This window comes from Rhodoglobus sp. GW821-FHT12B09 (assembly GCF_058809925.1).
The window spans coordinates 88225-113469 of record NZ_JBXATB010000009.1 but is presented as its reverse complement, the minus strand read 5'-3'; the positions used below and the strand labels follow the sequence as shown (position 1 = coordinate 113469).

Annotated in this window: 20 protein-coding genes; 4 read left to right on the top strand and 16 right to left on the bottom strand. The window is 68.3% G+C overall.

Annotated features, from left to right (window positions below; all coding sequences use genetic code 11):
* Positions 1 to 14: 14 nt before the first annotated feature.
* Together mmsB (AC1RTC_RS15220) and mmsA (AC1RTC_RS15215) are read right to left on the bottom strand one after the other, a co-directional pair.
* On the bottom strand, positions 15 to 1385 hold the full coding sequence (mmsB, locus tag AC1RTC_RS15220; RefSeq protein ID WP_493157123.1) for a multiple monosaccharide ABC transporter permease: 1371 nt from the start codon (positions 1383 to 1385) through the stop codon (positions 15 to 17).
* A 3-nt stretch (positions 1386 to 1388) separates the two neighbouring features.
* Positions 1389 to 2906 carry a multiple monosaccharide ABC transporter ATP-binding protein gene (gene mmsA, locus AC1RTC_RS15215; protein WP_493157121.1) on the bottom strand — a complete coding sequence of 506 codons (1518 nt, stop codon included), beginning with the start codon at positions 2904 to 2906 and terminating at the stop codon, positions 1389 to 1391.
* 228 nt (positions 2907 to 3134) lie between these two features.
* On the opposite strand from mmsA (AC1RTC_RS15215), the gene AC1RTC_RS15210 reads away from it, so the two are divergent.
* The 4 genes from AC1RTC_RS15210 (at position 3135) to AC1RTC_RS15195 (ending at position 7502) form a co-directional block, all read left to right on the top strand.
* Complete coding sequence (locus AC1RTC_RS15210) at positions 3135 to 4334, top strand: ROK family transcriptional regulator (protein ID WP_493157119.1); 1200 nt, start codon at positions 3135 to 3137, stop codon at positions 4332 to 4334.
* A 70-nt stretch (positions 4335 to 4404) separates the two neighbouring features.
* A complete protein-coding gene (locus tag AC1RTC_RS15205; protein ID WP_493157117.1) occupies positions 4405 to 5445 on the top strand; it encodes a substrate-binding domain-containing protein in 1041 nt (346 codons plus the stop codon).
* A gap of 6 nt (positions 5446 to 5451) precedes the next feature.
* Entirely contained in the window at positions 5452 to 6252 is an 801-nt protein-coding gene (locus tag AC1RTC_RS15200) for an ATP-binding cassette domain-containing protein (RefSeq protein ID WP_493157116.1), read from the top strand.
* Positions 6249 to 7502, top strand: coding sequence for a sugar ABC transporter permease (locus AC1RTC_RS15195; protein WP_493157114.1), 1254 nt, complete (start codon positions 6249 to 6251; stop codon positions 7500 to 7502). Before AC1RTC_RS15200 ends, AC1RTC_RS15195 begins: the two co-directional genes overlap by 4 nt.
* A 182-nt stretch (positions 7503 to 7684) precedes the next feature.
* Here AC1RTC_RS15195 and AC1RTC_RS15190 read toward each other — a convergent pair whose 3' ends face one another.
* The 14 genes from AC1RTC_RS15190 to AC1RTC_RS15125 all read right to left on the bottom strand — a co-directional run bounded on the left by AC1RTC_RS15190 (position 7685) and on the right by AC1RTC_RS15125 (position 25204).
* Positions 7685 to 8701: a LacI family DNA-binding transcriptional regulator gene (locus AC1RTC_RS15190; protein ID WP_493157112.1), complete on the bottom strand. Its 1017-nt coding sequence runs from the start codon at positions 8699 to 8701 to the stop codon at positions 7685 to 7687.
* Between the two features lie 13 nt (positions 8702 to 8714).
* Positions 8715 to 10235, bottom strand: a complete 1521-nt coding sequence (locus AC1RTC_RS15185) for a sugar ABC transporter ATP-binding protein (protein ID WP_493157110.1) — start codon at positions 10233 to 10235, stop codon at positions 8715 to 8717.
* Between the two features lie 57 nt (positions 10236 to 10292).
* A complete protein-coding gene (locus AC1RTC_RS15180) occupies positions 10293 to 11312 on the bottom strand; it encodes an ABC transporter permease subunit (protein WP_493157108.1) in 1020 nt (339 codons plus the stop codon).
* Entirely contained in the window at positions 11309 to 12370 is a 1062-nt protein-coding gene (locus tag AC1RTC_RS15175; protein ID WP_493157106.1) for an ABC transporter permease, read from the bottom strand. The genes AC1RTC_RS15180 and AC1RTC_RS15175 overlap by 4 nt, the downstream gene beginning before the upstream one ends.
* Positions 12367 to 13860, bottom strand: a complete 1494-nt coding sequence (locus AC1RTC_RS15170; RefSeq protein ID WP_493157156.1) for a sugar ABC transporter ATP-binding protein — start codon at positions 13858 to 13860, stop codon at positions 12367 to 12369. Before AC1RTC_RS15170 ends, AC1RTC_RS15175 begins: the two co-directional genes overlap by 4 nt.
* Positions 13861 to 13994: 134 nt before the next feature.
* On the bottom strand, positions 13995 to 14969 hold the full coding sequence (locus tag AC1RTC_RS15165) for an ABC transporter substrate-binding protein (RefSeq protein ID WP_493157104.1): 975 nt from the start codon (positions 14967 to 14969) through the stop codon (positions 13995 to 13997).
* Positions 14970 to 15399: 430 nt separating this feature from the next.
* Positions 15400 to 16623: a multiple monosaccharide ABC transporter permease gene (gene mmsB / locus AC1RTC_RS15160; protein WP_493157102.1), complete on the bottom strand. Its 1224-nt coding sequence runs from the start codon at positions 16621 to 16623 to the stop codon at positions 15400 to 15402.
* Positions 16624 to 16658: 35 nt separating this feature from the next.
* Entirely contained in the window at positions 16659 to 18188 is a 1530-nt protein-coding gene (mmsA, locus tag AC1RTC_RS15155; protein WP_493157100.1) for a multiple monosaccharide ABC transporter ATP-binding protein, read from the bottom strand.
* 117 nt (positions 18189 to 18305) lie between these two features.
* On the bottom strand, positions 18306 to 19388 hold the full coding sequence (gene chvE, locus AC1RTC_RS15150) for a multiple monosaccharide ABC transporter substrate-binding protein (protein ID WP_493157155.1): 1083 nt from the start codon (positions 19386 to 19388) through the stop codon (positions 18306 to 18308).
* 70 nt (positions 19389 to 19458) lie between these two features.
* On the bottom strand, positions 19459 to 20232 hold the full coding sequence (locus AC1RTC_RS15145) for an L-ribulose-5-phosphate 4-epimerase (RefSeq protein WP_493157098.1): 774 nt from the start codon (positions 20230 to 20232) through the stop codon (positions 19459 to 19461).
* Positions 20233 to 20359: 127 nt separating this feature from the next.
* Positions 20360 to 21370, bottom strand: coding sequence for a LacI family DNA-binding transcriptional regulator (locus tag AC1RTC_RS15140; protein WP_493157096.1), 1011 nt, complete (start codon positions 21368 to 21370; stop codon positions 20360 to 20362).
* 78 nt (positions 21371 to 21448) lie between these two features.
* Positions 21449 to 22969 (bottom strand): L-arabinose isomerase, encoded by a 1521-nt coding sequence (araA, locus tag AC1RTC_RS15135; protein WP_493157095.1) that lies wholly within the window; start codon positions 22967 to 22969, stop codon positions 21449 to 21451.
* A gap of 13 nt (positions 22970 to 22982) precedes the next feature.
* Complete coding sequence (locus tag AC1RTC_RS15130; protein ID WP_493157093.1) at positions 22983 to 24518, bottom strand: xylulokinase; 1536 nt, start codon at positions 24516 to 24518, stop codon at positions 22983 to 22985.
* Positions 24515 to 25204 (bottom strand): L-ribulose-5-phosphate 4-epimerase, encoded by a 690-nt coding sequence (locus AC1RTC_RS15125; RefSeq protein ID WP_493157091.1) that lies wholly within the window; start codon positions 25202 to 25204, stop codon positions 24515 to 24517. Before AC1RTC_RS15125 ends, AC1RTC_RS15130 begins: the two co-directional genes overlap by 4 nt.
* Positions 25205 to 25245: the final 41 nt, after the last annotated feature.

The following is a 25245-nucleotide window of genomic DNA, read 5'->3' as shown; positions in this document are numbered from 1 at the left end:
AAACCACGTAGTGCTTAGCCTTCGGGAGTGAGGTCCTGGGGGCGAGCGGTTTCCTGGGGCCCACCCGCAGGGGTGGGAGTCTGTGTACCGGCGGGGGCCGCAGGTACCGGTGTCTCGTCGAGAGCCGACCTGCGGCCCCTCGTCAGCAGGCCGATGATCGACGGCTTGCCCTGGCGCTTCGAGTAGACGTCGATGCCGACCGCGACGAGCAGCACGAGGCCCTTGATCATCTGCACGCGGTCCGCGCCGACGCTCAGCAGCTGGAGGCCGTTGTTCAGCACGGCGATCACGAGGCCACCGACGATCGATCCGACGATAGTTCCGATACCGCCGGAGACCGCGGCGCCACCGATGAAGACTGCGGCGATCGCGTCGAGCTCCCAGCCGACGCCGTCGCCGGGGCCGGATGCCACGGACCGGGCGATCCACAGCATGCCGGCGATCGCGGCGATGAACGACATGTTCCAGATCACGAAGAAGTTGACCCGGCGGATGTTCACGCCCGAGAGCTCAGCAGCCCGCCAGTTGCCGCCGACCGCGTAGATGTGGCGGCCGATCGTGGTGTTGTTCGTGAGGAACGAGTAGCCGAGCACGAGCACGGCGAGGATGATGCCGGCGATCGGGTAGCTGGTGCCGACGCGGCCCGAGGCGAACAGGTAGGTCGCGCCGATCACGACGAGCAGCAGCACGACGACCTTGACCACGCTCACCCAGAGCGGCGCGGAGACCGCGCCCATCTTGCGCTGGTTGCTGCGCAGGCGGCGCTCCTGCCACACCACGGCGATCGCGACCAGCAGGCCGAGGATGAGGGTGGGGTTGGAGAAGCCGAAGTCCGGCCCGAAGTCGGGCAGGAAGCCGCCGCCGATGAACGTGAAGTCGCGGGGCACCGGGATGCTCGTGGAGTTGCCCACGAACTGGTTGGCGCCGCGGAAGAAGAGCATGCCGGCGAGGGTCACGATGAACGCCGGGACCCCGACGTAGGCCACCCACCATCCCTGCCAGGCTCCGACGATCGCGCCGACCAGGAGCCCGAGCACCATGGCCAGGGGCCAGGGGAGGTCCCATACGAACATCGACTGCGCGACGACGATGCCGACGAAGGCGGCGACCGAGCCGACCGAGAGGTCGATGTGCCCGGCCACGATCACCATCACCATGCCGACGGCGAGCACGAGCACGTACGCGTTTCCGTTGACGAGGTTGATGAGGTTGACCGGGTCGAGGGTCTTGCCGCCCGTGAGGATCTCGAACAGCACGATGATCACGACGAGGGCGCCGAGGATGCCGAACTGGCGGCCGCTCGACTGCGCGCCCCCGAACATCTTGCCGAGGTCGCGGAACCGGAACGGAGTCTTCTCGGTCTCTGTCTTGGTGGTGTCGCTCATCGCTTAGGAGGCTTTCTTGTTCGAGGAAGTCATGCTGCGCATGAGGGATTCGGGGTTTGCCTGCTCGGCGGTCATCTCGTTCGTGATGGCGCCTTCGAAGATCGTGTAGATGCGGTCGGAGACTCCGAGGAGCTCCGGCAGCTCGGACGAGATCATGATGATGCCCTTGCCGCTCGCCGCGAGGTCGCGGATGATGCCGTAGATCTCGGTCTTCGCGCCGACGTCGATGCCGCGGGTCGGCTCATCCAGGATCAGCAGGTCGGGGTCGGTGAACATCCACTTCGCGAGGACCACCTTCTGCTGGTTGCCGCCGGAGAGCTTGTTCACGCCCTCGTCGACGTTGGGAGTCTTGATCCGGAGGCTCTTGCGGTACTTCTCCGAGACGTTGTACTCCTCGACCTTGTCGATGACGTCGAGCCGAGCGATCTTGCTGAGCTTGGCGGCCGTCACCGAGGTCTTGATGTCGTCGAGCAGGTTGAGGCCGAGGGCCTTGCGGTCCTCGCTCACGTACGCGAGGCCCTCGTCGATCGCCTCGTTGACCGTGCGGAGGCGGATCTCCTTGCCGTCCTTGTAGACCTGGCCGGAGATGAAGTTGCCGTACGAGCGGCCGAAGAGGCTCATCGCGAGCTCGGTGCGGCCGGCGCCCATGAGGCCGGCGAAGCCGACGACCTCGCCGCGGCGGACGGTGAAGCTCGAATTCTTGACGACGAGCCGGTCGGCGGCGTGCGGGTGCTGCACGGTCCAGTTCTTGACCTCGAAGAACACCTCGCCGATCGTCGAGTTGCGCTCGGGGAAGCGGTTCTCGAGGACGCGGCCGACCATGCCCCGGATGATGCGGTCCTCGTCGACGCCGTCGCGGGCCACGTCGAGGGTCTCGATCGTCTTGCCGTCGCGGAGGATCGTGATCTCGTCGGCGATGGCCTCGATCTCGTTGAGCTTGTGGGAGATCATGATGCTCGTGATGCCCCGGCCCTTCAGGCCGCGGAGCAGGTCGAGCAGGTGCTGGGAGTCCGACTCGTTGAGCGCGGCGGTCGGCTCGTCGAGGATGAGCAGCTTGACCGACTTGTTGAGCGCCTTGGCGATCTCGACGAGCTGCTGCTTGCCGACGCCGATGTCCTTCACGAGGGTGTCGGGGTCGTCATCGAGGCCGACGCGGGCGAGCAGCTCGACGGCGCGGTTCTTGGCGGCGATCCAGTCGATCGCGATCCCCTTGCGCGGCTCGTTGCCGAGGAAGATGTTCTCCGTGATCGAGAGCAGCGGGATGAGCGCGAGCTCCTGGTGGATGATCACGATGCCGGCGTTCTCGCTCTGGCGGATGTTGCTGAACCGCACCTCGGCGCCCTGGTACAGGATCTCGCCGTCGTAGCTGCCGTACGGGTAGACGCCCGAGAGGACCTTCATCAGGGTCGACTTGCCGGCGCCGTTCTCACCGCAGATGGCGTGGATCTCTCCCGCCCGGACTTTCAGGGTGACGTTCTCGAGTGCCTTAACACCGGGGAACTCCTTGGTGATGGATCGCATCTCCAGGATTGTCGGCTCGTTGTTTCCTGCCAACTCCACAGTTTGACCTCCGCGTCATCGGTCTGCACCGGGTTGTTCTGGTGCGACCTGCATCGGAAAACCTAATCCGCGAATCCCTTGGCGTCAAATAGTAAACGCAAGCCTGTGAAGATCGTGACCTTGCTGAAACCTTGGAATATGTCCGGGAGCCGCACAAATACAGGCGAAGCCCGGATTTCCGCGGCGCCCGTGTATCTTTGTGAGGTGCAAAGCCGCAACCCAACGCCGGGTTCACAGACTTCATTACGCGAAGCCAACCGCGCGCGTATCGTCGAGTCGCTGATGCACCACGGGCACTTGACCCAGGTCGAGCTCGCCGGGTCGACGGGCCTCTCCCCCGCCACGGTGTCCAACATCGTCAAGGAGCTCGCGGCATCGGGCGTGCTCAACACCTCCGTGACCTCGCGCAGCGGCCGCCGCGCCACGGAGGTCACCCTCGCGCGCAAGCTCGGCCTCGTCGCCGGGTTCCACTTCTCCAGCCGCCACCTCCGCGTCGCGATCTCCGACGTCGGCCGCACTGTCGTCGCGGAGAACCACGTGCCCCTCGCCCTCGACCACCGGCACGACCGGGAGCTCGACCGCGCCACCCTTCTTCTGAGCGACATGCTCGAGTCGGTCAACGCCACCTTCTCCGACCTGCTCGCCGTCGGCATCGGGCTCCCCGCGCCGATCGACGCGCAGACCGGCATGATCGCAACGCCCGGGCTCCTGCGGGGCTGGGAGAACGTGCGCGTCGCGGAGGTCATGCAGAACCGCATCGAGGTGCCCGTCTTCGTGGACAACGAGGCGAACCTGGGCGGCCTCGCCGAAGTCCGGTCCGGCGCCGCCCGCGGAGCCCGGGGCGCCGTCTACATCAGGGTCGGCCACGGCGTCAGCGCCGGGCTCGTCATCAACGGCGCCATCTACCGCGGCGTCACCGGCAAGGCCGGGCAGATCGGCCACGTCACGATCGACGAGAACGGCCCCATCTGCCGCTGCGGCAGCCGCGGGTGCCTCGACACCCTGGCCGGCGGGCCCGCCCTGCTCGAGCTGTTCCGGGACGACCCGGGCATGCAGCGCCTGCGCGACCTGCTCGTGCGCGCCGACTCCGGCGATGCGAGCGCCCGCCGCGTCATCGCGGACGCCGGACGGCACATCGGTATTGCAGCGGCAAGCCTCTGCAACCTCTTCGACCCTGAACGGCTCGTGATCGGAGGCGAGCTGGCGCAGGCCGGCGAGATCCTCCTCGCCCCCATGAGGCACGCCCTCGAGCGCTCGGCGCTCGCGGGCGCGGAGGGCGTTCCCGAGATCGTGCAGGGCGAGCTCGGCGAGAGGGCGGAGCTCCTCGGAGCGCTCGCGCTCGCGATCGAGAACGTCGGGCTCGAAGCCGACGTGCGCGGTATCCGTTGAAGCACCATCTCCCCTGTCCACAGCAACACTCGAGCCACCAACGAAGGCGGTCCCAGTGAGAGGCACCCGAATGAAGTCCAGGATCGCGGCAGTCGTCATGCTCGCGATACTCGCGTCCGCGGCACTGGCCGCCTGCTCCACCGGCACCGGCGCCGTGAAGATCGCACTGCTGCTCCCCGAGTCCAAGACCGCGCGCTACGAGGCGTTCGACCGACCGTTCTTCGAGCAGCGGATCAAGGAGCTCGGCAACTACGACGTGCTCTACTCGAACGCGGACCAGGATGCGGCGAAGCAGCAGTCCCAGGCCGAGGCCGCCCTGGCGTCCGGGGTGAAGGTGCTCGTGCTCGACCCGGTGGACTCCTCGGCCGCGGCCAGCATCGTCGCCGCGGCGAATGCCCAGGGCATCCCGGTCATCGCCTACGACCGCATCGTCAACGGCGGGCAGCTCGCCTACTACGTGTCCTTCGACAACGAGAACATCGGCGAGCTGCAGGGCAAGGCCCTGGTGGACAAGCTGGATGCCGACGGCGCGAGCGGGGGCATCCTCATGGTCAACGGCTCGCCCACCGACGGGAACGCCGGGCAGTTCAAGTCCGGCGCCCACAGCCAGATCGACGCGAGCAACTACCCCGTGCTCGCCGACTTCGACTCCCCGGACTGGAGCCCCGACAAGGCGCAGGACTGGGTGGCCGGCCAGATCACGCAGTTCGGCGGGCGCATCGCCGGCGTCTACGCGGCCAACGACGGCACGGCGGGCGGTGCGATCGCGGCCCTCAAGGCGGCGAACGTCTCGCCATTGCCGATCGTCACCGGCCAGGACGCCGAGCTCGCGGGCATCCAGCGCATCGTCTCCGGCGACCAGTACATGACCATCTACAAGGCGATGAAGCAGCAGGCGACGCTCGCGGCGGAGGTCGCGGTCAAGCTCGCGAAGGGCGAGGCCGTCACCGGCGACATCGAGGTGAACGGCGCCCCGGCGACGCTGCTGCCCGCCGTCGTCGTCACTATCGACAACATCATGGACACGGTGGTGAAGGATGGGATCTACACGGTGGCCGAGATCTGCACGCCCGAGTATGCAGCTGCCTGTGCCGCAGCGGGAATCAACTAGGACCGAATGAACACCACCACGAAGAGCCGCACGGCGGAGCAGCTGCTCTCGCTGCGCGGCATCACCAAGCGGTTCGGCGCCGTGCGCGCCCTGAGCGGCGTCGACCTCGACGTGTACGCCGGCGAGGTCGTCGCGATCGTGGGCGACAACGGCGCGGGAAAGTCCACGCTCGTGAAGATCCTCGCGGGAGTGCACCCGCAGGACGGCGGGACCATCTCCTTCGGGGGCGTTCCCACGAGCATCCCGACCCCCACCGACTCGCGCGACCTCGGCATCGCCACCGTCTACCAGGACCTCTCGCTGTGCGACAACCTGGACGTGGTCAGCAACCTGTGGCTCGGCCGCGAGCTGCGCAAGGGCGGCGCGCTCGACGAGGTCGAGATGGAGCAGCGGTCGTGGACGCTGCTGCGGGAGCTGAGCGCGCGCATCCCCTCGGTCCGCATCCCGGTGGCCTCGCTCTCGGGCGGGCAGCGGCAGACCGTCGCCATCGCGCGCTCCCTCATCGGGGAGCCGAGCGTCGTGATCCTCGACGAGCCGACCGCCGCACTCGGCGTGGCCCAGACGGCGGAGGTGCTGAACCTCATCGAGCGGCTGCGCGAGCGCGGGCTCGGCGTCATCCTCATCAGCCACAACATCGCCGACGTCCAGGCGGTCGCCGACCGCATCGTCGTGCTGCGGCTGGGCCGCAACAACGGGGACTTCAGGGTTGCGGATGTCACGAGCGAGATGATCATCGCGGCCATCACCGGTGCCAGCGACAACTCGGTCAGCCGCCGTGCTGCGCTGCAGGAGGAGAGCGACTCATGACCGACGCCACGAAACCCGCTGCCCCGCTCAAGCTCGACCAGCAGGACGAGCGCCTGGTCCGCTACACGGGCGTGCGCGGCGCGGCGCGCGACTTCGCCCAGCGCGTGCGCGGCGGAGACCTCGGCTCGCTCCCCGTGGTGCTCGGGCTCGTCGTCATCTGGGCGGTGTTCCAGATCCTCAACCCGAACTTCCTCTCGAGCACCAACCTCGTGAACCTCACGATGCAGAGCGCCGCCGTCGGCACGATCTCCATCGGCATCGTGCTCGTGCTCCTGCTCGGCGAGATCGACCTCTCCGTCGGCTCGGTGAGCGGACTCTCCTCCGCGATCCTCGCCGTCGGCTTCGTGCAGCTGGGGCTCCCCCTCCCGCTCGTGCTGCTCGCGTCCCTCGTGGCGGGCGTGCTCGCGGGGCTCGCGTTCGGATTCCTGCGGACGCTCTTCGGCGTGCCCAGCTTCGTCATCACGCTCGGCGGGCTGCTGGGCATCCTCGGGCTGCAGCTGTTCGTGCTCGGGAAGACCAAGTCGATCAACATCCCCTTCGACTCGGTGATCGTGCAGTTCGGGCAGCAGTGGTTCCTGCCCGCGTGGTCGAGCTACACGCTCGTCGCGATCGCGGTGCTGGTCTTCGCGTGGAACTCGCTCGCCCTCTCCCGCCGCCGCGAGTCGGCGGGGCTCTCGGCGCTGCCGGTGAGCATCATCGCGATCCGCAGCGGCGGGCTGCTCGTGCTCCTCGGCGTCGCGGCCTGGTACCTCAATCTGTCCCGCGGCGTGGGCGCTCCGTTCGCCCTGTTCCTCGTGCTCGTCGTGATCATGCACTTCTTCCTCACCCGCACACGGTGGGGGCGCTCGGTGTTCGCCGTGGGCGGCAACGTCGAGGCGGCCCGGCGGGCGGGCATCCGGGTCAACCGCGTGTATATCTCGGTCTTCGTACTGTGCTCGCTCTTCGCGGCGCTCGGCGGACTGATGGCGGCCGCGCGGGCGGCCTCTGCGAACTCGTCGAGCGGCGGCGGCGACACCAACCTCAACGCGATCGCGGCTGCCGTGATCGGCGGCACGTCGCTGTTCGGCGGCCGCGGCTCGGCCTTCTCGGCCGTGCTCGGGATCGTCGTGATCATGTCGATCAACTCGGGGCTCGCGCTGCTCTTCCTGGAGTCGTACGTGCAGTACATCGTGACCGGGGCCGTGCTCCTGCTCGCGGTCGTGATCGACTCGCTCTCCCGCCGGTCGCGCGCCGCCGCCGGTCGCGCGTAGGAGCGGCCGCGCCGCCGCCGGTCGCGCCGCCGCCTGCCGCGCCGCCGAGGGTCGGCAATCGGCTGTTCCCACCGCGCGCGAAGGGCCGATTGCCGGACTTCACCTTCGCGGGGGGCCGGCTCAGGTGCCGGGGCCGCGGCTCAGTCAGCGGGGGGGGCCGGCTCGGGTGCCGGGGCCGCGGCTCAGCTGGCGGGCGGGGCCGCCGTGGAGCTGCGCACGATGAGGCGCGTGGGGATCGGCGTCGACTCGGCGGCGGCATCCGGCTCCTCGAGGGCGATCAGCACGCGCTGCATCGTGAGCGCGCCCAGCGCCGCGAAGTCCTGGGAGACGGTCGTGAGCGGCGGAGAGTAGTAGGCCGCCTCCGGCACGTCGTCGAACCCCACAACGCTCACGTCGGACGGCACGGCCAGGCCGCGCTCGCCCAGCGCCGACATGAGTCCCAGGGCCATCTGGTCGTTCGCGGCGAACACGGCAGTCGCGCCGGTCAGCTCCATGCCGAACCTGTGCCCGCTCCCGGCGGTCCAGTCCCCGTGGCCGGGCTCCGTCGCCACCAGCTGCGCCGCCGCGAGCTCGTCGCGCCATCCCCGCAGCCGCTCTATGGCGTCCGGCGCTGCCGGCGGGCCGGCCAGGTGGGCGATGTTCCGATGCCCGAGCTCGACGAGATGGCGTACCGCTGCTCTGGCACCGCGGTACTGGTCGATCGAGGTCACCAGCTGGCCGCGCCGCTGGCCCGCCGCGACGGCGATGACCGGCACTCCCGTGTCGAGCCCGCGCACGGCGTCGAGCACCGCGACATCGGCCACGATGAGCACGATCGCCTCCACGCGCTGGCTGAGCAGCGATTCGATGAAGGGGCGGATGGAGCTGGCATCCGCCTTGACGGACGTGACGCTCACCACGCCGTACCGCGCGTCCCGGGCCGCATCGCTGAAGTGCAGCGCGATCGAGGACGGACCGAAGTCTGCACTGCTGGGCGCGATGAGCCCGATCATCCGGGTTCGCTTGGTGACGAGGGCCCTCGCCGCCGGCGAGGGGCTGTAGCGCAACTGGGTTATCGCCTGCTCTACCCGCAGCCGTGTAGCGGGACGCACGCTGGGGATGTCGTTGAGCACGCGCGAGACCGTCTGGTGGGAGACGCCGGCCAGGCGCGCGACATCGAAGATGTTCGCCACGCGCGCCGGCTTGTCCGCGCTGGTCATCGTGCTCCTAGCCTCATTCGTCGCTGTCCGCCCTGGCGACAATGGCAAGGAGCATCTCGATTGTCACTGTATCCGGGTCGAGCGTAGCGACGATCTCGCGATCCCTCAGAACGATGATGCGCTGCCCCACCCGCAGCACCTCCTCGAGCTCCGCCGAGATGAAGACGATCGCCATCCCGGTGCTGGCCAGCTCGGTGATCAGGCGCTGGATCTCCACCTTCGCACCCACATCGATACCGCGCGTGGGCTCGTCGAGGATGAGCAGCCGCGGTGCCAGCGCCAGTAGGCGCGCGAGCATCACCTTCTGCTGATTGCCCCCGGAGAGCACGCCGGCCGGCCGCTCCGGATCGGCGGGCCGGATGTCGAGCGCCTCGATCCAGCTGGCGCTGAGCTCGTCCTGCCGCGCGCGCGGGATCTTCCGGAACCAGCCCCGCTCGGCCTGCAGCGCGAGGACGATGTTCTCGCGCACCGAGAGCTCGCCGATGATGCCCTCCGTCTTCCTGCTCTCCGAGGAGTAGGCGACACCGGCGCGGAGGGCGTGGCGCGGGTCGGCGAAGCGCACCGGCTCGCCGTCGATGGCGAGCTCCCCGGCGTCAGGCCGGTCCACACCGGAGAGCAGTCGGGCGAGCTCCGTGCGCCCCGAGCCCAGCAGACCCGCCACTCCGAGGAGCTCCCCCTCGAACACCTCGACGTCGGTAGGCAGGAGCCGGGACCGCTTGCCGATCCCGCGCGCGGAGGCGAAGGGCTGCGCGCCCGCCGGGTCCGCGTCCGCCGCGGGCCGTGACTCGAGCACGTCGAGCGCCGCCGCCTCCTTGCCCAGCATCTTCTGGACCAGGTCGATCCTCAGCAGTTCGGTCGTCAGGTACTCGCCGACGCGCTGGCCGTTGCGCAGCACCGTGATGCGATCGCAGATCTCGTACACCTGCTCGAGGAAGTGGGAGACGAAGAGGATCGCGACGCCCTGCGACTTCAGTTCGCGGATGACCCGGAACAGCTCCGCCACCTCGTCCTGGTCGAGGCTCGAGGTCGGCTCGTCCAGCACGAGCACCTTGAGGTCGGTCGAGATCGCTCGGGCGATCGCGACGAGCTGCTGGGTCGCGAGGGAGTGGCTGGAGAGGGGAGACCGCGGGTCGACGGCGATTCCCAGCGCGTCGAGTGCGGCCGCGGCCTCGGCACGGGTCCGCCGCCAGTCGATGGTCCCGAGTCGCCGCGGCTCCCGGCCCAGCATGATGTTCTCGGCCACCGACAGGTTGGGCAGGAGGTCGATCTCCTGGTAGACCGTGCTGATCCCCGCGCGCTGGGCAGCGGCCGGGGTCGCGAAGGCCACGCGCTCCCCGCCGAGGCGCACGGCGCCGGAGTCGAGGCGGATCGCGCCGGTGATGGCCTTGATCAGCGTGGACTTGCCGGCGCCGTTCTCCCCCATCAGGGAGTGCACCTCGCCGGGGAACATCCGGAAGTCCACGTTGTCGAGCGCGGTGTCTCCGGCGAAGCGGAGGCTCGCGCCCACCACCTCGACCACCGGAGCAGCGTCCATCTGCGACCTCGCGTTCCTGAGCTCTACCTCGAGCGTTAGTGAGCCTAGTAGCTCATCTCAGCGTCGCCCGGCCCGGGAGACGATCAGGCGCTGCACGACCACGAACGCCAGCAGGAGGACCCCGATCGTGATGCGGGTCCACGACTGGTCGACGCCCATGAAGCTGATCGCCGTCTTGATGACGCCGTAGACGAGCACGCCCACGAGCGAGCCCACCACGTACCCGCTTCCGCCGGTCAGCAGCGTGCCGCCGATCACGACCGCGGCGATCGTGTCCAGCTCAGTCCCGATACCGTTCAGGCTGTAGCCCGCGGCGGTGTACGAGGTGAACAGCAGCCCCGCGACACCCGCGAGCGCGCCGCTGATCACGTAGACCAGGACCTTGGTGCGCGCCACCGGCAGGCCCATGAGCCGCGCCGACTGCTCGCTGCCGCCGACCGCGTACACGGTGCGCCCGAACCGCGTGTAGCCGAGCACCCATGCCGCCACCACCACGACCGCGAGCGCGATGATGACGGTGGCCGTGATGTACCAGCCCCCGCCGCCGAGCTTCGTCGACTGCAGGCCGAGAACCCACTCGTCGGTCACCTTGATCGCCCTCGGCGCCAGAACGTAGCAGAGCCCCCTCGCGAGGAACATCCCGACGAGGGAGGCGATGAACGGCTGCACGTTGAAGTACTGGACGAGCACCCCGATGATGACGCCGAACACGGCGCCCGCCGCGATCATGATCGGGATGACGACGGCCGACGGCACCCCGATCGAGAGCAGCGACGCCGCGAGCACGCCGGTGAAGGCCATCACGGCGCCGACGGACAGGTCGATGCCCCCGGAGAGGATGACGAAGGTCATTCCGGCGGCGAGGACGATGAGGTAGGCGTTGTCGACGAGCAGGGACGACAGCACGCCCGGCGTCACGAACCGTCCGAAATACGCCTGCGATGCGGCGAACATGATGACGAGGAGGGCGACGGCAGCCAGCACCGGCACCCACGACAACCGGGAGATGACGGCCCGGCGCCAGGCCGGGGCGGTCTCGTGCGCGGCCGGGGCCTCTCGCTCCGTGGTGATGGTCATGATGCAGTCCGCTCGATCGAGGGCGAGTCCGGCACCGGGGCCCGCCGTGTGGGTGGCCGAAGGCCTGCCAGCCAGGCCCGCACCCGCGGGGACTGGGAGAGGCACACGATGATCACGACGATGGCCTTGAACACCGGAGTGACGGCCGGCGGGACCCCGAGGAACGTGATGGTCGACGTCAGCGTCTGGATGGTGAACACCCCGACCACGGTGCCGGCGAGTGTGAACTTGCCGCCCGCGAGGGAGGTGCCGCCCAGCACGACCGCGAGGATGGCGTCGAGCTCGATGTTCACCCCCGCGGCATTCGCGTCGGCCGCCATGATGTTCGAGCTGTAGAGCACGCCCGCGACACCGGCGAGCAACCCGCTGAGGCCGTAGAGGCTCCACACGATGCCGCGCGATCGGACCCCCGCCAGCCGGCTGGCGGCGGGGTTGATGCCCACCGACTCGGTGAGCACTCCCAGCGCCGTGCGCCGCACGAGCAGGCTGACGACCACGATGGCCACCAGGGAGACGAGGAACTCGAACGGGAACCCGAACACGTAGCCGCCGGCGATCGCCTTGTAGGGCGTGCTGTTGATCGTGGTGATGAAGCCGCCGGTGATGAGCAGGGCGATTCCCCGGCCCGCGAGCATCAGGACCAGTGTGGCGATGATGGGCTGGATGCCGAGGACGGCGACCAGGAAGCCGTTCCACAGTCCGAAGGCGAGGGTGAGCCCGACCCCGGCGAGGATGGCCACGATCACGGTCCCCAGGCTGTCGGGGCTCGGGGAGTCGGCGATGATCGTCAAGGCCACGGCGCCCGAGATCGCCATCTGCGCCCCGACGGAGAGGTCGATCCCCCTCGTCCCGATCACCAGGCACATGCCGAGGGCGACCAGCATGAGCGGTGCGCTGTTGCGCAGGATGTCGATGAGCGACCCGTAGAACTGCCCGTTCTGCACGGTGATGCTCAGGAAGCTCGGGCGGGAGATGAAGTTGATCGCGACGAGCGCCACGAGGGCGCCCACCGGCCACATGATCCGGTTCTTGAGAACCTTCGTCAGTGTCGATCTCATGCTGCGCCCTCCTTGGCGATCAGTGCGACTATGTCATCAATCCCGGTCTCGGGAGTGTTGTCAAGCTCTGCGATCTTGCGACGGTCGCGCATGACCACGATGCGCTGGGAGAGGCGCAGCACCTCGTCCAGCTCCGACGAGATGAAGATCACACCCAGGCCCCCCTCGGCGAGCCCGGCCACGAGCCGCTGGATCTCGGCTTTCGCGCCGATGTCGATGCCGCGGGTCGGCTCATCCAGGATCAGCAGCTGCGGCGCGGTGGCGAGCCAGCGGGCGAGGAGCACCTTCTGCTGGTTGCCGCCCGACAGGTTGCGGACGAGCGCGGCAGGGTTGTTGGGCCGGATGCTCAGCGATTCCATGTACCCGGCGACGATGCTGTCCTGCTGGGCTGCGCCGACCTTGCGCAGCCACCCCCGCTTGGCCTGGATCCCCAGCACGATGTTCTCGGCCACGGTCAGGTCGCCGATGATGCCCTCCTCCCGGCGGTCCTCGGAGGAGAAGGCGATCCGGTTGTCGACCGCCGCGCGGGGGTTGGTGAGGCGCGTGGACGTTCCGCGCACCTGGGTGCTGCCACGGTCGGCGTGGTCGGCCCCGTAGATCAGGCGTGCGAGCTCGGTGCGGCCGGATCCCAGGAGTCCGGCGAGCCCCACCACCTCGCCGTCGAACACCTCGAGGTCGACGGGCTCGATACTGCCCTTGCGACCGAGCGCGAGCACCTTGAGGATGGGCTCGCCCGACCGGTCCACTGCGCGATTGGCCGCGCGGCCGATCGAGTCGAGCTCGGCGAGCTCGCGGCCCAGCATCTTAGAGATGAGCTGCTGCCTGTCGAGCTCGGCCACCCCGTACTCGCCCTCGAGGCGCCCGTTGCGCAGGACGGTCATCCGGTCGGAGATCTCGTAGACCTGATCGAGGAAGTGCGACACGAAGAGAATGGCGACGCCGCGGTCGCGAAGCCTGCGCATGACGGCGAAGAGCTGCTCGACCTCTGAGCGGTCGAGACTGGAGGTGGGCTCATCCAGAACCAGCACGCGGCAGTCGACGACCACGGCGCGGCTGATCGCGACGAGCTGCTGGACGGCGAGGGAGTGGACGGCCAGCGGCGAGCGGGGATCGATGTCGAGCCCCAGCTCGCGGAGGTAGGTGCGGGCCCGGTCGTGGGTCGCGCGCCAGTTGATCCCCAGCGGTCCGCGCACCTCGTTGCCGAGCATGACGTTCTCGCCCACGCTGAGGTTGGCGCAGAGGTTGACCTCTTGGTAGACCGTAGCGACTCCGGCGGCCTGCGCGTCGGCCGTGCCGGCGAAGGTCGTCCTCACGCCGGCCACCTCTATGGTTCCGGCGTCGACCGGGTAAACGCCGGTCAGGGCCTTGATGAGGGTCGACTTGCCGGCGCCGTTCTCTCCGAGGAGGGAGTGGATCTCGCCGCCCCGGAGGGAGAGGCTCACGCCGTCCAGCGCTTTCACGCCCGGGAACTCGATGGAGATGCCGCTCATCTCGACGACCACGCTGTTGTCGACCACTGTCCGGATTCTTCTCTACTGAGCGGCCCCGGAGGGCCGCTGACGAACGGGGAACCGGCGGGGCGATGAGTATCGCCCCGCCGGCGTGCGGCCTGGGCCGCGAGGGATCAGTACTTGCGGTCGGGCAGCGCGGCCTTTGCGGCAGCCTGGTCGAACTCGCCGTCCACACCGTAGATCTTCTTCTCCACGGTCTTGCCCGCGATGACGTCCTTCACGACCTGCGCGACGGTGTCACCGAGGAGCGGGTTGCACTCCACGATGTAGTTGAACTCGCCGTTGGCCAGTGCCGTCATGCCGTCCTTCGTGGCGTCGATCGAGACGATCTGGATGTCCTTGCCGGGCACCAGGCCGGCGGCCTTGATGGCGTCGAGGGCGCCGAGGCCCATGTCGTCATTCTGGGCGAACAGGAGGTTGATCGTCTTGCCGTACTTCTGGAGGAAGCCCTCCATGACGGTCTTGCCATCGGCCCGCGTGAAGTTGCCGGTCTGCGAGTCGAGGGTCGTGATCGACGTGCCCTCGATGGACTTGCTGAATCCGGTGGCGCGGTCGATGGCGGGCGACGAGCCGGTGGTGCCCTCCAGCACGACCATGTTCGTCGGGGTGTCGCCGAAGGTCTTGGCTGCCCAGGCGCCCGCGGTCTCTCCCTCCTTCTCGAAGTCGTCGCCGATCCAGGCGGCGTAGAGGCTCGGGTCGGCGTCGATCGTGCGGTCCTCGAGGACGACGGGGATGCCGGCGTCCTTCGCCTCCTGCAGGACGTCGTCCCAGCCCGTGGTCACCACCGCGGCGATGACGATCGCGTCGACGCCCTGGTTGATGAAGCTGTGGACCGCGGCGATCTGGTTCTCGGGCTTGTTGTCCGCTGCGTTGAAGATCAGCTTGAAGCCGTTCTCCTCCGAGAAGGCGGTCTTCATCGACTCGGTGTTGGCCGCGCGCCATCCGCTCTCAGAGCCGGTCTGCGCGAATCCGACGGTGATCAGGTCAGACCCGCCGCCGCCTTCGCCAGCACCGCCGCTCGCGGCACAGCCGGACAGTGTGAGAGCAATGGCCCCCACAACCACGAAACCGCTCAGAAACTTCTTCATTCCCTAAACCTCCTTGTCTGGGGCCCGGCCGGAGCCGACCTGCGTCCACGCTGCCTCAGTGCAGGTGACAGCCAATGTTAGCCTTCACATTCCGCATCACAGCAAGACGGCTACGGTAACGATTGGATAACGGCGTGGGTCAAGATCCCTGATATTCCGGTGTTCCCTGTGCGGAGAAATGACGTCAGCCAGTCATGTGAGGGATCACATTGATGAAACTGGCAGTGAGCGTCCGCTGTCCGAAATGACGGAAGCACCGACATCCGGAGCCCGCTTCTCGCGTCTCACAGGCCGAGACGGGCGGCGCCCCCGGCCACGTCGGGAGGGAGTGCCGGGGTTGGCGGAAGCTCGGCAGCGGGCGGGCCGCGCGCACCCCGGAGCGCGCGAGGGCCCGGCCGCCGAGGCGACCGGGCCCTGTGGGGTGCAGCTTCTAGCGGCCGCCCGCGCGGCGCTTGTTGAACACGTCGAAGGCCACCGCGAACAGCAGCACGAGGCCCTTGACCGCCTGCTGCCACTCGATGCCGATGCCGAGGATCGACATGCCGTTGTTGAGCACTCCGATGATGAGACCGCCGATGATGGCGCCGCCGATGGTGCCGACGCCGCCCTGCACCGCCGCGCCGCCGATGAAGGCCGCGGAGATCGCCTCGAGCTCGAAGCCGTCACCGGCCTTCGGGCCCGCGAGGTTGAGGCGCGCGGTGAAGACCAGGCCCGCGAGCGCCGCGAGCACGCCCATGTTCACGAAGATGAAGAAGTCGACCTGGCGGGTCTTGACGCCCGACAGCTCGGCCGCGTGGCGGTTGCCGCCGATCGCGTAGATGTGGCGGCCGAAGACGCTGCGGTTGGTGACGATGCCGTAGACCATCACGAGCACCGCGAGCACGATCAGGGTCACCGGGATGCCCTTGAAGCTGGCCAGCGCGAGGGCGAATGCCCCGACTCCCACCGTCACGAGAACGATCTTGCCGACGAACCAGCCGAGCGGCTCGACCTCCTGGCCGTAGCTCTGGCGCCCGTTGCGGGTGCGCACGCTCTGCACGATGAAGCCGATCACGGCGATCGCCGCGAGGCCCATCGTCAGCGGGTCTATCGCGAACTCCCCGAAGACGTTCGTCAAGAACCCGTTGCCGAGCGCCCGGTACTCCGCCGGGAACGAGCCGATGTTCGCGTTGCCGAGCACCACGAGCGCGAGCCCTCGGAAGATGAGCATGCCCGCCAGCGTCACGATGAACGCCGGTATGCCCACGTACGCTATCCAGAACCCCTGCCACGCTCCGACCAGGGCGCCGATGAGCAGCGACAGGATGATCGCGATCCACCACGGCAGCTCCATCTTCACCGCGAAGACGCCGGAGACCGCCCCGATGAACGCCGCGACCGACCCGACCGAGAGGTCGATGTGGCCGGCGACGATCACCATGACCATGCCGATCGCGAGGATCAGGATGTAGCCGTTCTGCACGATCAGGTTCGAGATGTTCTGCGGCCGCAGCAGGATGCCGTTCGTCAGGATCGAGAACAGCACGACCACGGCGATGAGGGCGATGAAGATGCCGTTCTTGCCGAGGTCCGTGACGATGTGGCTGATCGACGAGGTCAGCCGGGACGGCGCGGGGCCGACCTTCTCGACGAGCTCGCTGTCGTTGTTGGTCATGTTCGTGCTCCTTGGTGGGGTCGTGTGCGGCCCGCTCAGCGGGGCGATTCCATGGTCATGAGTTTGAGAACGGCTTCGGGGGATGCCTCGGCGATCGGCAGCTCGCCGGTGATCCGCCCCTCGGAGAGGGCGTAGATCCGGTCGCAGATGCCGAGCAGCTCCGGCAGCTCCGAGGAGATGACGATGACGCCCTTCCCCTCGGCCGCGAGCCGGTTGATGATGGTGTAGATCTCGTACTTCGCACCGACGTCGATGCCGCGGGTCGGCTCATCCAGGATCAGCACGTCGGGGTCGGAGTAGATCCACTTGCTCAGCACGACCTTCTGCTGGTTGCCGCCGGAGAGCTTGCCGGTCTTCGACAGCACCGACGGCGCCTTGATGTTGAGCTCCTTGCGGTACTTGTTGGCGACCTCGAACTCCTCGTTGTCGTTGACGAGCCCGGCGCGCGCGAGCTTGCGCAGGGAGGCCATCGAGATGTTCCGCTTGATGTCCTCGATGAGGTTGAGGCCGTACATCTTGCGGTCCTCGGTGGCGTAGGCGATGCCGTTGTCGATCGCCTCGGCGACGCTGCGGGTCTGGATCTCCTTGCCGTTCTTGAAGACCCGGCCCGAGATGCGGCTGCCGTAGCTGCGGCCGAACAGGCTCATCGCGAACTCGGTGCGGCCGGCGCCCATGAGCCCCGCGATGCCGACGATCTCGCCGCGGCGCACCGACAGGTTCACGTTGTCGACCATGACGCGGCTGGAGTCCTGCGGGTGGTGGGCCGTCCAGTTCTCGACCCGCAGGATCTCCTCGCCGATGTGCGGCGTGTGGTCCGGGTAGCGGTGCTCGAGGTCGCGGCCGACCATGTCCTTGATGATGCGCTCTTCCGTGACGTCCGTCCGGGAGATCGTCTCGATGGTCTTGCCGTCGCGCAGGATCGTCACCGAGTCGGCGATCTTCTTGATCTCGTTGAGCTTGTGGCTGATGATGATCGACGTGATGCCCTGCTCCTTGAGGTGCAGGATCAGGTCGAGCAGGTGGTCGGAGTCCTCGTCATTGAGGGCGGCCGTGGGCTCGTCGAGGATGAGCAGCTTGACCTTCTTGGAGAGGGCCTTGGCGATCTCGACGAGCTGCTGCTTGCCGACGCCCAAGTCGAGGATCTTGGTGGTCGGGTTCTCCCGGAGGCCGACACGGGCGAGCAGCGTGGATGCCTCGCTGTTGGCCTTGTTCCAGTCGATGAGGCCGAACGCGCCCTTGACCTCGTTGTTGAGGAAGATGTTCTCGGCGATCGAGAGATAGGGGCTCAGCGCGAGCTCCTGGTGGATGATGACGATGCCCTTGGCCTCGGAGTCGCGGATGTCGCGGAACCCGACGACCTCGTTCTCGAAGACGATGTCCCCGTCGTAGCTGCCGTGCGGGTAGACGCCGGAGAGCACCTTCATCAGGGTGGACTTGCCCGCACCGTTCTCGCCGCAGATGGCGTGGATCTCGCCGCGGGCTACTTCGAGGGTCACGTCCTGGAGTGCCTTCACGCCCGGGAACGTCTTGGTGATGGAACGCATTTCCAGGATGTTGGTGGTCACGGGCTTTCTCCGGCTTCCTTGTCGAACGGCTTGTGTGGAGCGTAGTGCTTGAGAGCCGGTGGCGGAGAGGGCTTGCCTCCCCGCCACCGGCGTGGTGCTTATGCCAAACGGCGCTGGTTAGAGGCCGATCTCGGCAGCGGTCCAGTAGCCCGTGTCAACGAGGGCTTCCTTCACGTTGTCCTTGACGACCTGCACCGGCTGGAGCAGGTACGACGGAACGATGAGCTTGCCGTTGTCGTACGTGGTGGTGTCGTTGATCTCCGGCTCGTCTCCACCGAGGACGGCGATCGCCATGGCCGCAGCGACCTTGGCGAGCTCGCGGGTGTCCTTGAAGATGGTGGCGTACTGCTCACCGGCGAGGATCGCCTTGACCGAGTCGACCTCGGCGTCCTGGCCCGAGATGATGGGCCACTCGTCGCCCACCGTGTAGCCGGCGTCCGTCAGCGCGGAGATGATTCCACGCGACAGGCCGTCGTACGGGGAGAGAACAGCGTTGACCTTGCTGCCGTCCGAGTAGGTCGACGTGAGGATGTCCTCCATGCGGCTCTGGGCGACTTCGCCGTCCCAGCGCAGCGTTGCCACTGCGGTGAAGTCGGTCTGGCCGCTCTTGACGACGAGCGTTCCGTCATCGATCAGCGGCTGGAGCACGTCCATGGCGCCGTTGAAGAAGAACGTCGCGTTGTTGTCGTCAGGCGAACCGGCGAACAGCTCGATGTTGAACGGGCCCTTGGGCGCGTCCGCGATCGCGGTGCCGTCGAGCTCCGTCAGGCCGAGGCCGTTGAGGAGCGTCCAGGCCTGCTGCTGTCCGACGAGGAAGTTGTCGAACGTCGCGTAGTAGTTGACGTTCTCCGAGTCGCGGATCAGGCGGTCGTAGGCGATGACGGGGATGTCGCCGTCCGCGGCCTCCTGCAGCACGTTGGTGAGCGTCGTACCGTCGATCGCGGCGATGATCAGGGCCTTGGCGCCCTTGGTGATCATGTTCTCGACCTGGCTGACCTGGGTGGGGATGTCGTCCTCGGCGTACTGCAGGTCGACCGTGAAGCCCTGGGCCTCGAGGGTCTCCTTCAGTGCCTTGCCGTCCGCGATCCAGCGCTCGGACGACTTCGTCGGCATGGCAACGCCGATGAGGCCGCCTTCGCCGCCGCCCTCGCCGCTTCCGGTGTCGGCAGCCGGGGCGCAGGCCGCGAGGCCGACAACCATGGCTCCAGCAGCAACGAGCGAGAGAATGCTTCTCTTCTTCACTGTGTTTCCTTTCGTGTGGACGTCATTGTCAGTTGTGGTGCGTGTAGTCGGGCCTCGTCCATGAAGGCCTGACCTCTTCCGGGAAGGAATCCCGGGAAGCTTGGGTGCTGCGGTGGAACAGCGCGTCGATGGCGTCGTCCTGGATCGCCAGGAGCGGGCCGGCCTGTCGCGCGATGTGAACCGTGCGCGCGGCATCCTCGACCATCACTGCCGACCTGACCGCGTCCTTGGCGGTCGCGCCGATCGTGAACGGGCCGTGGTTGCGCATGAGCACGGCCGAGGAGCGGTGGTCGGCCAGCGTCGACACGATGCCGCGGCCGATCGAGTCGTCGCCGATGATCGCGAAGGGCCCCACCGGGACGGGCCCGCCGAACTCGCCGGCCATCGCGGTCGTGGCGCACGGGATCTCCTCGCCGCGGGCGGCCCAGGCCGTCGCGTAGGTGGAGTGCGTGTGCACCACCCCGCCGACCTCGGGCATGTTCCGGTACACATAGGCGTGGGCGGCCGTGTCGCTGGACGGCGTGCGCTCAGAACCGGGGGTGTCGGGGATGACCGCGCCGTCGAGGTCGCAGACGATCATGTTCTCCGGGCGCAGGTCGTCGTAGGAGACACCGCTGGGCTTGATCACGAAGACGTCGGCACCGGGCACGCGGGCGGAGACGTTCCCGCCGGTCCACACCACGAGGCCGTTGCGCACCAGTTCGGCGTGCAGCGCCGCAACCTCATCGCGAGTGCGGGCGACAGCGACCTCGATCGCCGGGCTGAGCGAGCTCACACCGGGAAGGTCACTCGTGCCGGGCATGAGACTCCATCGTCTGTGTGTGAGCTGGGGCTGCTGCAATCAGGATGTGACCGTTTCACATCTGCGATCAGGTTACACGCGAAACGGTCACATCTGTCAAGCGGGAGAGGTCACCAAACAGTCACGATCACACGGACGGTGCCGCGGTGGACCGCCTGACCACGAGCTCGGGCACGATCGTGTCGTAGGCGACCGTGCCGCCCTGCAGCTCCGTGAGCAGCAGTGACACGGCCCTCCGGCCGATCTCCGTGAAGTTCTGGCGCACCGTGGTCAGCGGCGGGTAGAAGTGCGCGGCCTCCGGGATGTCGTCGAAGCCGACGACGCTGATGTCCCCGGGGACGGAGAGCCCCGAGTCCCAGCAGGCGTGCATGAAGCCGAGCGCCATCTGGTCGTTGCTCGCGAAGAGTGCGGTGAAGTCTCTGAACTTCAGCAGCTCGAGGCCGGCGTAGTAGCCGAAGTGGCTGCTCCAGTCGCCGAGGATCGGCGCCCGGGTGCGCAGGTCGCTCTCGTTGATCGCGTCGAGGTAGCCCTGCATCCTCGCCTCGGCCTCGATCCAGTCCTGCGGCCCGGAGATGTGCATGATCTCGGTGTGCCCGAGGTCGATGAGGTGCTGGGTCGCCATCCGCGCCCCCGCGACCTGGTCCACCGACATGCTGTTGTGCCCGCCGACGTCGGCGTTCTGCAGCGTCACATAGGGGACGGTGATCTCGAGCTCGCGGATCGCCTCCAGCACCCGCACCTGCGGGGCGATCACGACGAGGGCCTCGACCGCCTGCGTCTGGAGCTGCTCGAGTGCAGCCTTGATCGAGGTGTGCTCGGTGGAGGCGAGGCTCGTGACGCTGATGCGGTAGCCGGCCTCGCGCGCCGCGTGCTCGATCGCCGTCACACTCGTCGTCGGGCCGTAGTGCGCGTTCTGCGAGGTCAGGACGCCGATGGTGCGCGACCGGCTCGTGACGAGGGCGCGCGCCGCCTGGTTGGGCCGGTAGCCGATCTCGCTGATGACCTCGAGGACGCGCTCCTTGGTGGAGGGCCGGATGCTCGGGTGCTCGTTGAGCACGCGGGAGACGGTCTGGTACGAGACCCCCGCGAGCCGTGCGACGTCACGGATGTTCGGCGCGCGGACTTTCTCTGGCTCCATGTGGGTGGTCCGCGCTCCATTGCTTGTGTACGTTCACATTAGTGGTCCTATTATGCACGCGGACCACCGCCGCGACGCTCAGAGGCTCTGGGCGAGACGGTAGTAGGCGGCGTTCCACTTCACTTCGCGCTGGAAGTCGCGCAGCGTGGTGCCCTCGTCGATGACGAGCAGCTCCGTGCCCGCCATCTCGGCGAAGTCGCGGAACACGTCGACGCCGACCGCCGTCGTCATGACCGTGTGGTGGGCGGCGCCCGCGGTGAGCCAGGCGGCGGCGGATGTCGCGAAGTCCGGTGCGGGCTTCCACACCGCCCGGCCGACCGGGAGGTTGGGCATCGGGGCGTCGAGAGGAACATTCTCGACGACGTTCGCGACGAGCCGGAACCTGTCGCGCATGTCGCTCATCGCGACGACGACGGCGGGGCCGGAGTCGGCGGTGAATACCAGGCGCACCGGGTCGTCCTTGCCGCCGATCCCGAGCGGGTGGATCTCCAGGCTCGCGCGCTCCGAGCTGAGGGACGGGCTCACCTCGAGCATGTGCGCACCGAGGATCTTCTCCTCGCCGGCGACGAGATGGTACGTGTAGTCCTCCATGAGGGAGGCGCCGCCGGGCAGGCCGGCCCCCATGACGGAGGCGACCCGCACCAGGACCGCGGTCTTCCAGTCGCCCTCGGCACCGAAGCCGTAGCCGTCGGCCATGAGCCGCTGTACGGCGAGGCCGGGAAGCTGCTTGAGCGCGCCCAGATCCTCGAAGCTCGTCGTGAACGCGGTGAACCCGCCTGCCTCGAGGAACGACCGCAGGCCGAGCTCGATAGCGGCTCCGTCCCGCAGGGACTGGTGCCGCTCGCCGTCGACGAGCAGTTCGGGCACGACGTCGTACGACTCGAGGTACTCCGCCACGAGCGCGTCGACGTCGGCGTCCGACGCGGCGGCCACCGCATCCGCCAGCTCGTTGACGCCCCAGGTGTTGACCTGCACGCCGAAGCGGATCTCGGCCTCGGTCTTGTCGCCCTCGGTCACGGCGACGTAGCGCATGTTGTCGCCGAAGCGCGCGAGCTTCATGTTCTGCGCGGCGTCCCACCCGGCAGCCGCACGAGTCCAGGTGGCGACCTGGTCGATCACCGCGGGGTTGGAGACGTGGCCGACCACGGTCTTGCGGGCGATGCTCATCCTGCTGAGGATGTAGCCGTGCTCGCGGTCGCCGTGGGCCGCCTGGTTGAGGTTCATGAAGTCGAAGTCGATCTCGTCCCAGGGCAGCGCGACGTTCGCCTGGGTGTGCAGGTGCAGCAGCGGCTTGCTGAGCGCGCCGAGCCCGTGGATCCACATCTTCGACGGGCTGAAGGTGTGCATCCAGGTGATGACCCCGATCACCGAGTCGTCGCTGTTCGCGTCGATCATTGCTCGGCGGATCGCGTCACTGCTGGTCAGGACGGGCTTCCACACGACGGTGACCGGGATGGCCGACGCCCCCGCCAGCGCGGCGGCCACCTCCTGCGACTGCTCGGCCACCTGGCGGAGGGTCTCCTCCCCGTAGAGGCCCTGGCTGCCGGTGAGGAACCAGACCTGCTTGGTCGTGAGGTCGGGGATGATGCTCGTGCCCATGGGGACTCCTTCGTCAGATCGCTTGTGCCGCGGTGCGCTCGATGGCGAGGCCCGCGCGGTAGGTGCCGAGGTACGACGCGAAGCCCGCGACGTCGTCCGAGTAGGGCTCCACGACGGTGAACGTCGCGCCGCGGAAGACCTCGGTGTGCAGGTAGTCGGCGAGCGAATGCCCGCCGCCGGAGACGGAGTACGCGGCGAGCACGGCCATGCCCCACGGCCCGCCCTCCGAGGCGGTCTCCGCAATCGACACCGGGGTGCGGAGAGCCGCGGCCAGGAACCGCTGCGCCACTCCGGCCGTGCGGAAGATGCCGCCGTGCGCGAACATCCTGTCGAGCTCCACGCCCTCCTCGTCGAGAACTGCCATGCCGAGGCTCAGGCTGGCGAAGACGCCGTACAGCTGGGCGCGCATGAAGTTGGCGAGGGTGAAGCTGCTCTCGCTCGTGCGCACGACGAGGGGGCGCCCTTCGTCGAGGCCGGCGATCGGCTCGCCGGCGAGCTGGTTGTAGGCGAGGATGCCGCCCGCATCCGCCTCGCCCTCGAGCGCCTCCCGGAAGAGCGCGGCGTACGCGGCGTCGGAGGTGATCGGCGCGCCCGCGGCATCCGCGAACCGGCGGAAGACCGACACCCACGCGGCGAGCTCGCTCGCGCCGTTGTTGCAGTGGACCATGGCGACCGGGTCGCCTGCAGGGGTGGTCACCACGTCGAGCTCGTCGTGCACCGTCGCGAGCGGCCGCTCGAGCACCACCATCGCGAAGATGCTCGTGCCGGCGCTGACGTTGCCGGCCCGGGGAGCCACCGAGTTCGTCGCGACCATGCCGGTACCGGCGTCGCCCTCGGGCGGGCACAGCGGAACGCCGGCCTGCAGCGCGCCGGTCGGGTCGAGCAGCGCCGCGCCCTCGGCGGTCAGTGCGCCGGCGGGCTGTCCGGCCAGCAGGACCTCGGGCAGGAGGCCGGGAAGGCGCAGCCCGGGTGCCAGCCGCTCGAAGGCCTCGAGCATCCCGCTGTCGTAGCCGCCGGCGGCTATCGGGAACATGCCGGATGCATCGCCCACGCCCAGCACCTTCGAGCCGGTGAGCTTCCAGTGCACGTAGCCGGCGAGAGTCGTGAGGAAGCTGATGTCGCCGACGTGCGGCTCGTCGTCGAGCACCGCCTGGTACAGGTGCGCGATCGACCAGCGCAGCGGGATGTTCGCACCGAACGCGCTCGTGAGCGCAGCCGCGGCGGGCCCCGTGGAGGTGTTGCGCCACGTGCGGAAGGGCACGAGCAGCTCGCCCTCGGCGTCGAAGGCGAGGTAGCCGTGCATCATCGCCGAGACGCCGATCGCGCCGAACGAGGACGGCTTCTCGGGGAGGGCGGCCACGAGTGCCGCGTAGGCCGCCTGGACGCCGGCCCAGACGTCCTCGAGCGAGTAGCTCCAGCGGCCGTCGACGAGCTGGTTCTCCCACTCGTGCTCGCCGACCGCGAGCACGCGCGACGGATCGTCCGCGTCCACGAGGCAGGCCTTGATGCGGGTCGAGCCCAGCTCGATGCCGAGTGCGGTGGCCGTCACTGCCCGTACACGTTCTGGTAGCGGTCGAACAGCCTGTCGATGGCGTCCTGCGGGATCGGGATGAGCGGGCCGGCCTGCCGCGCGATGTGCACGGTGCGCGCGACATCCTCGACCATGACCGCAGCCTTGACCGCGTCCTTCGCGGAGGCGCCGATTGTGAACGGGCCGTGGTTCTGCATCAGCGCGGCGCGCGAGCGGTGGTCGGTGAGAGTCTCCACGACGCCGCGGCCGATGGAGTCGTCCCCGATGATTGCGAACGGCCCGACCGGGATCGGACCGCCGAACTCGTCAGCCATGGCGGTGATCACGCACGGGATCTCCTCCCCGCGGGCGGCCCAGGCCGTCGCGTAGGTGGAGTGGGTGTGCACGACACCGCCCACCCGCGGCATGTTCCGGTAGATGTACGCGTGCGCCGCGGTGTCACTCGACGGCGAGCTGTCGCTGCCGGGGGTGCCGGGCACCACGTGGCCGTCTAGGTCGCAGAGGATCATGTTCTCGGGAGCGAGGTCGTCGTAGGAGACCCCGGACGGCTTGATCACGAACAGGTCCGCCCCGGGGACGCGGCCGGAGACGTTGCCTCCGGTCCACACCACGAGCCCGTACCTGACGAGTTCTGAGTGAAGCGCGGCAACATCGTGCCGGACTGTGGCGATGGAGGCCTCGACGTCGAGGCTGAAGCTGGTCACGGTGCGATGTTACCGGTCACATCGAACAGCCGCAAGAACGG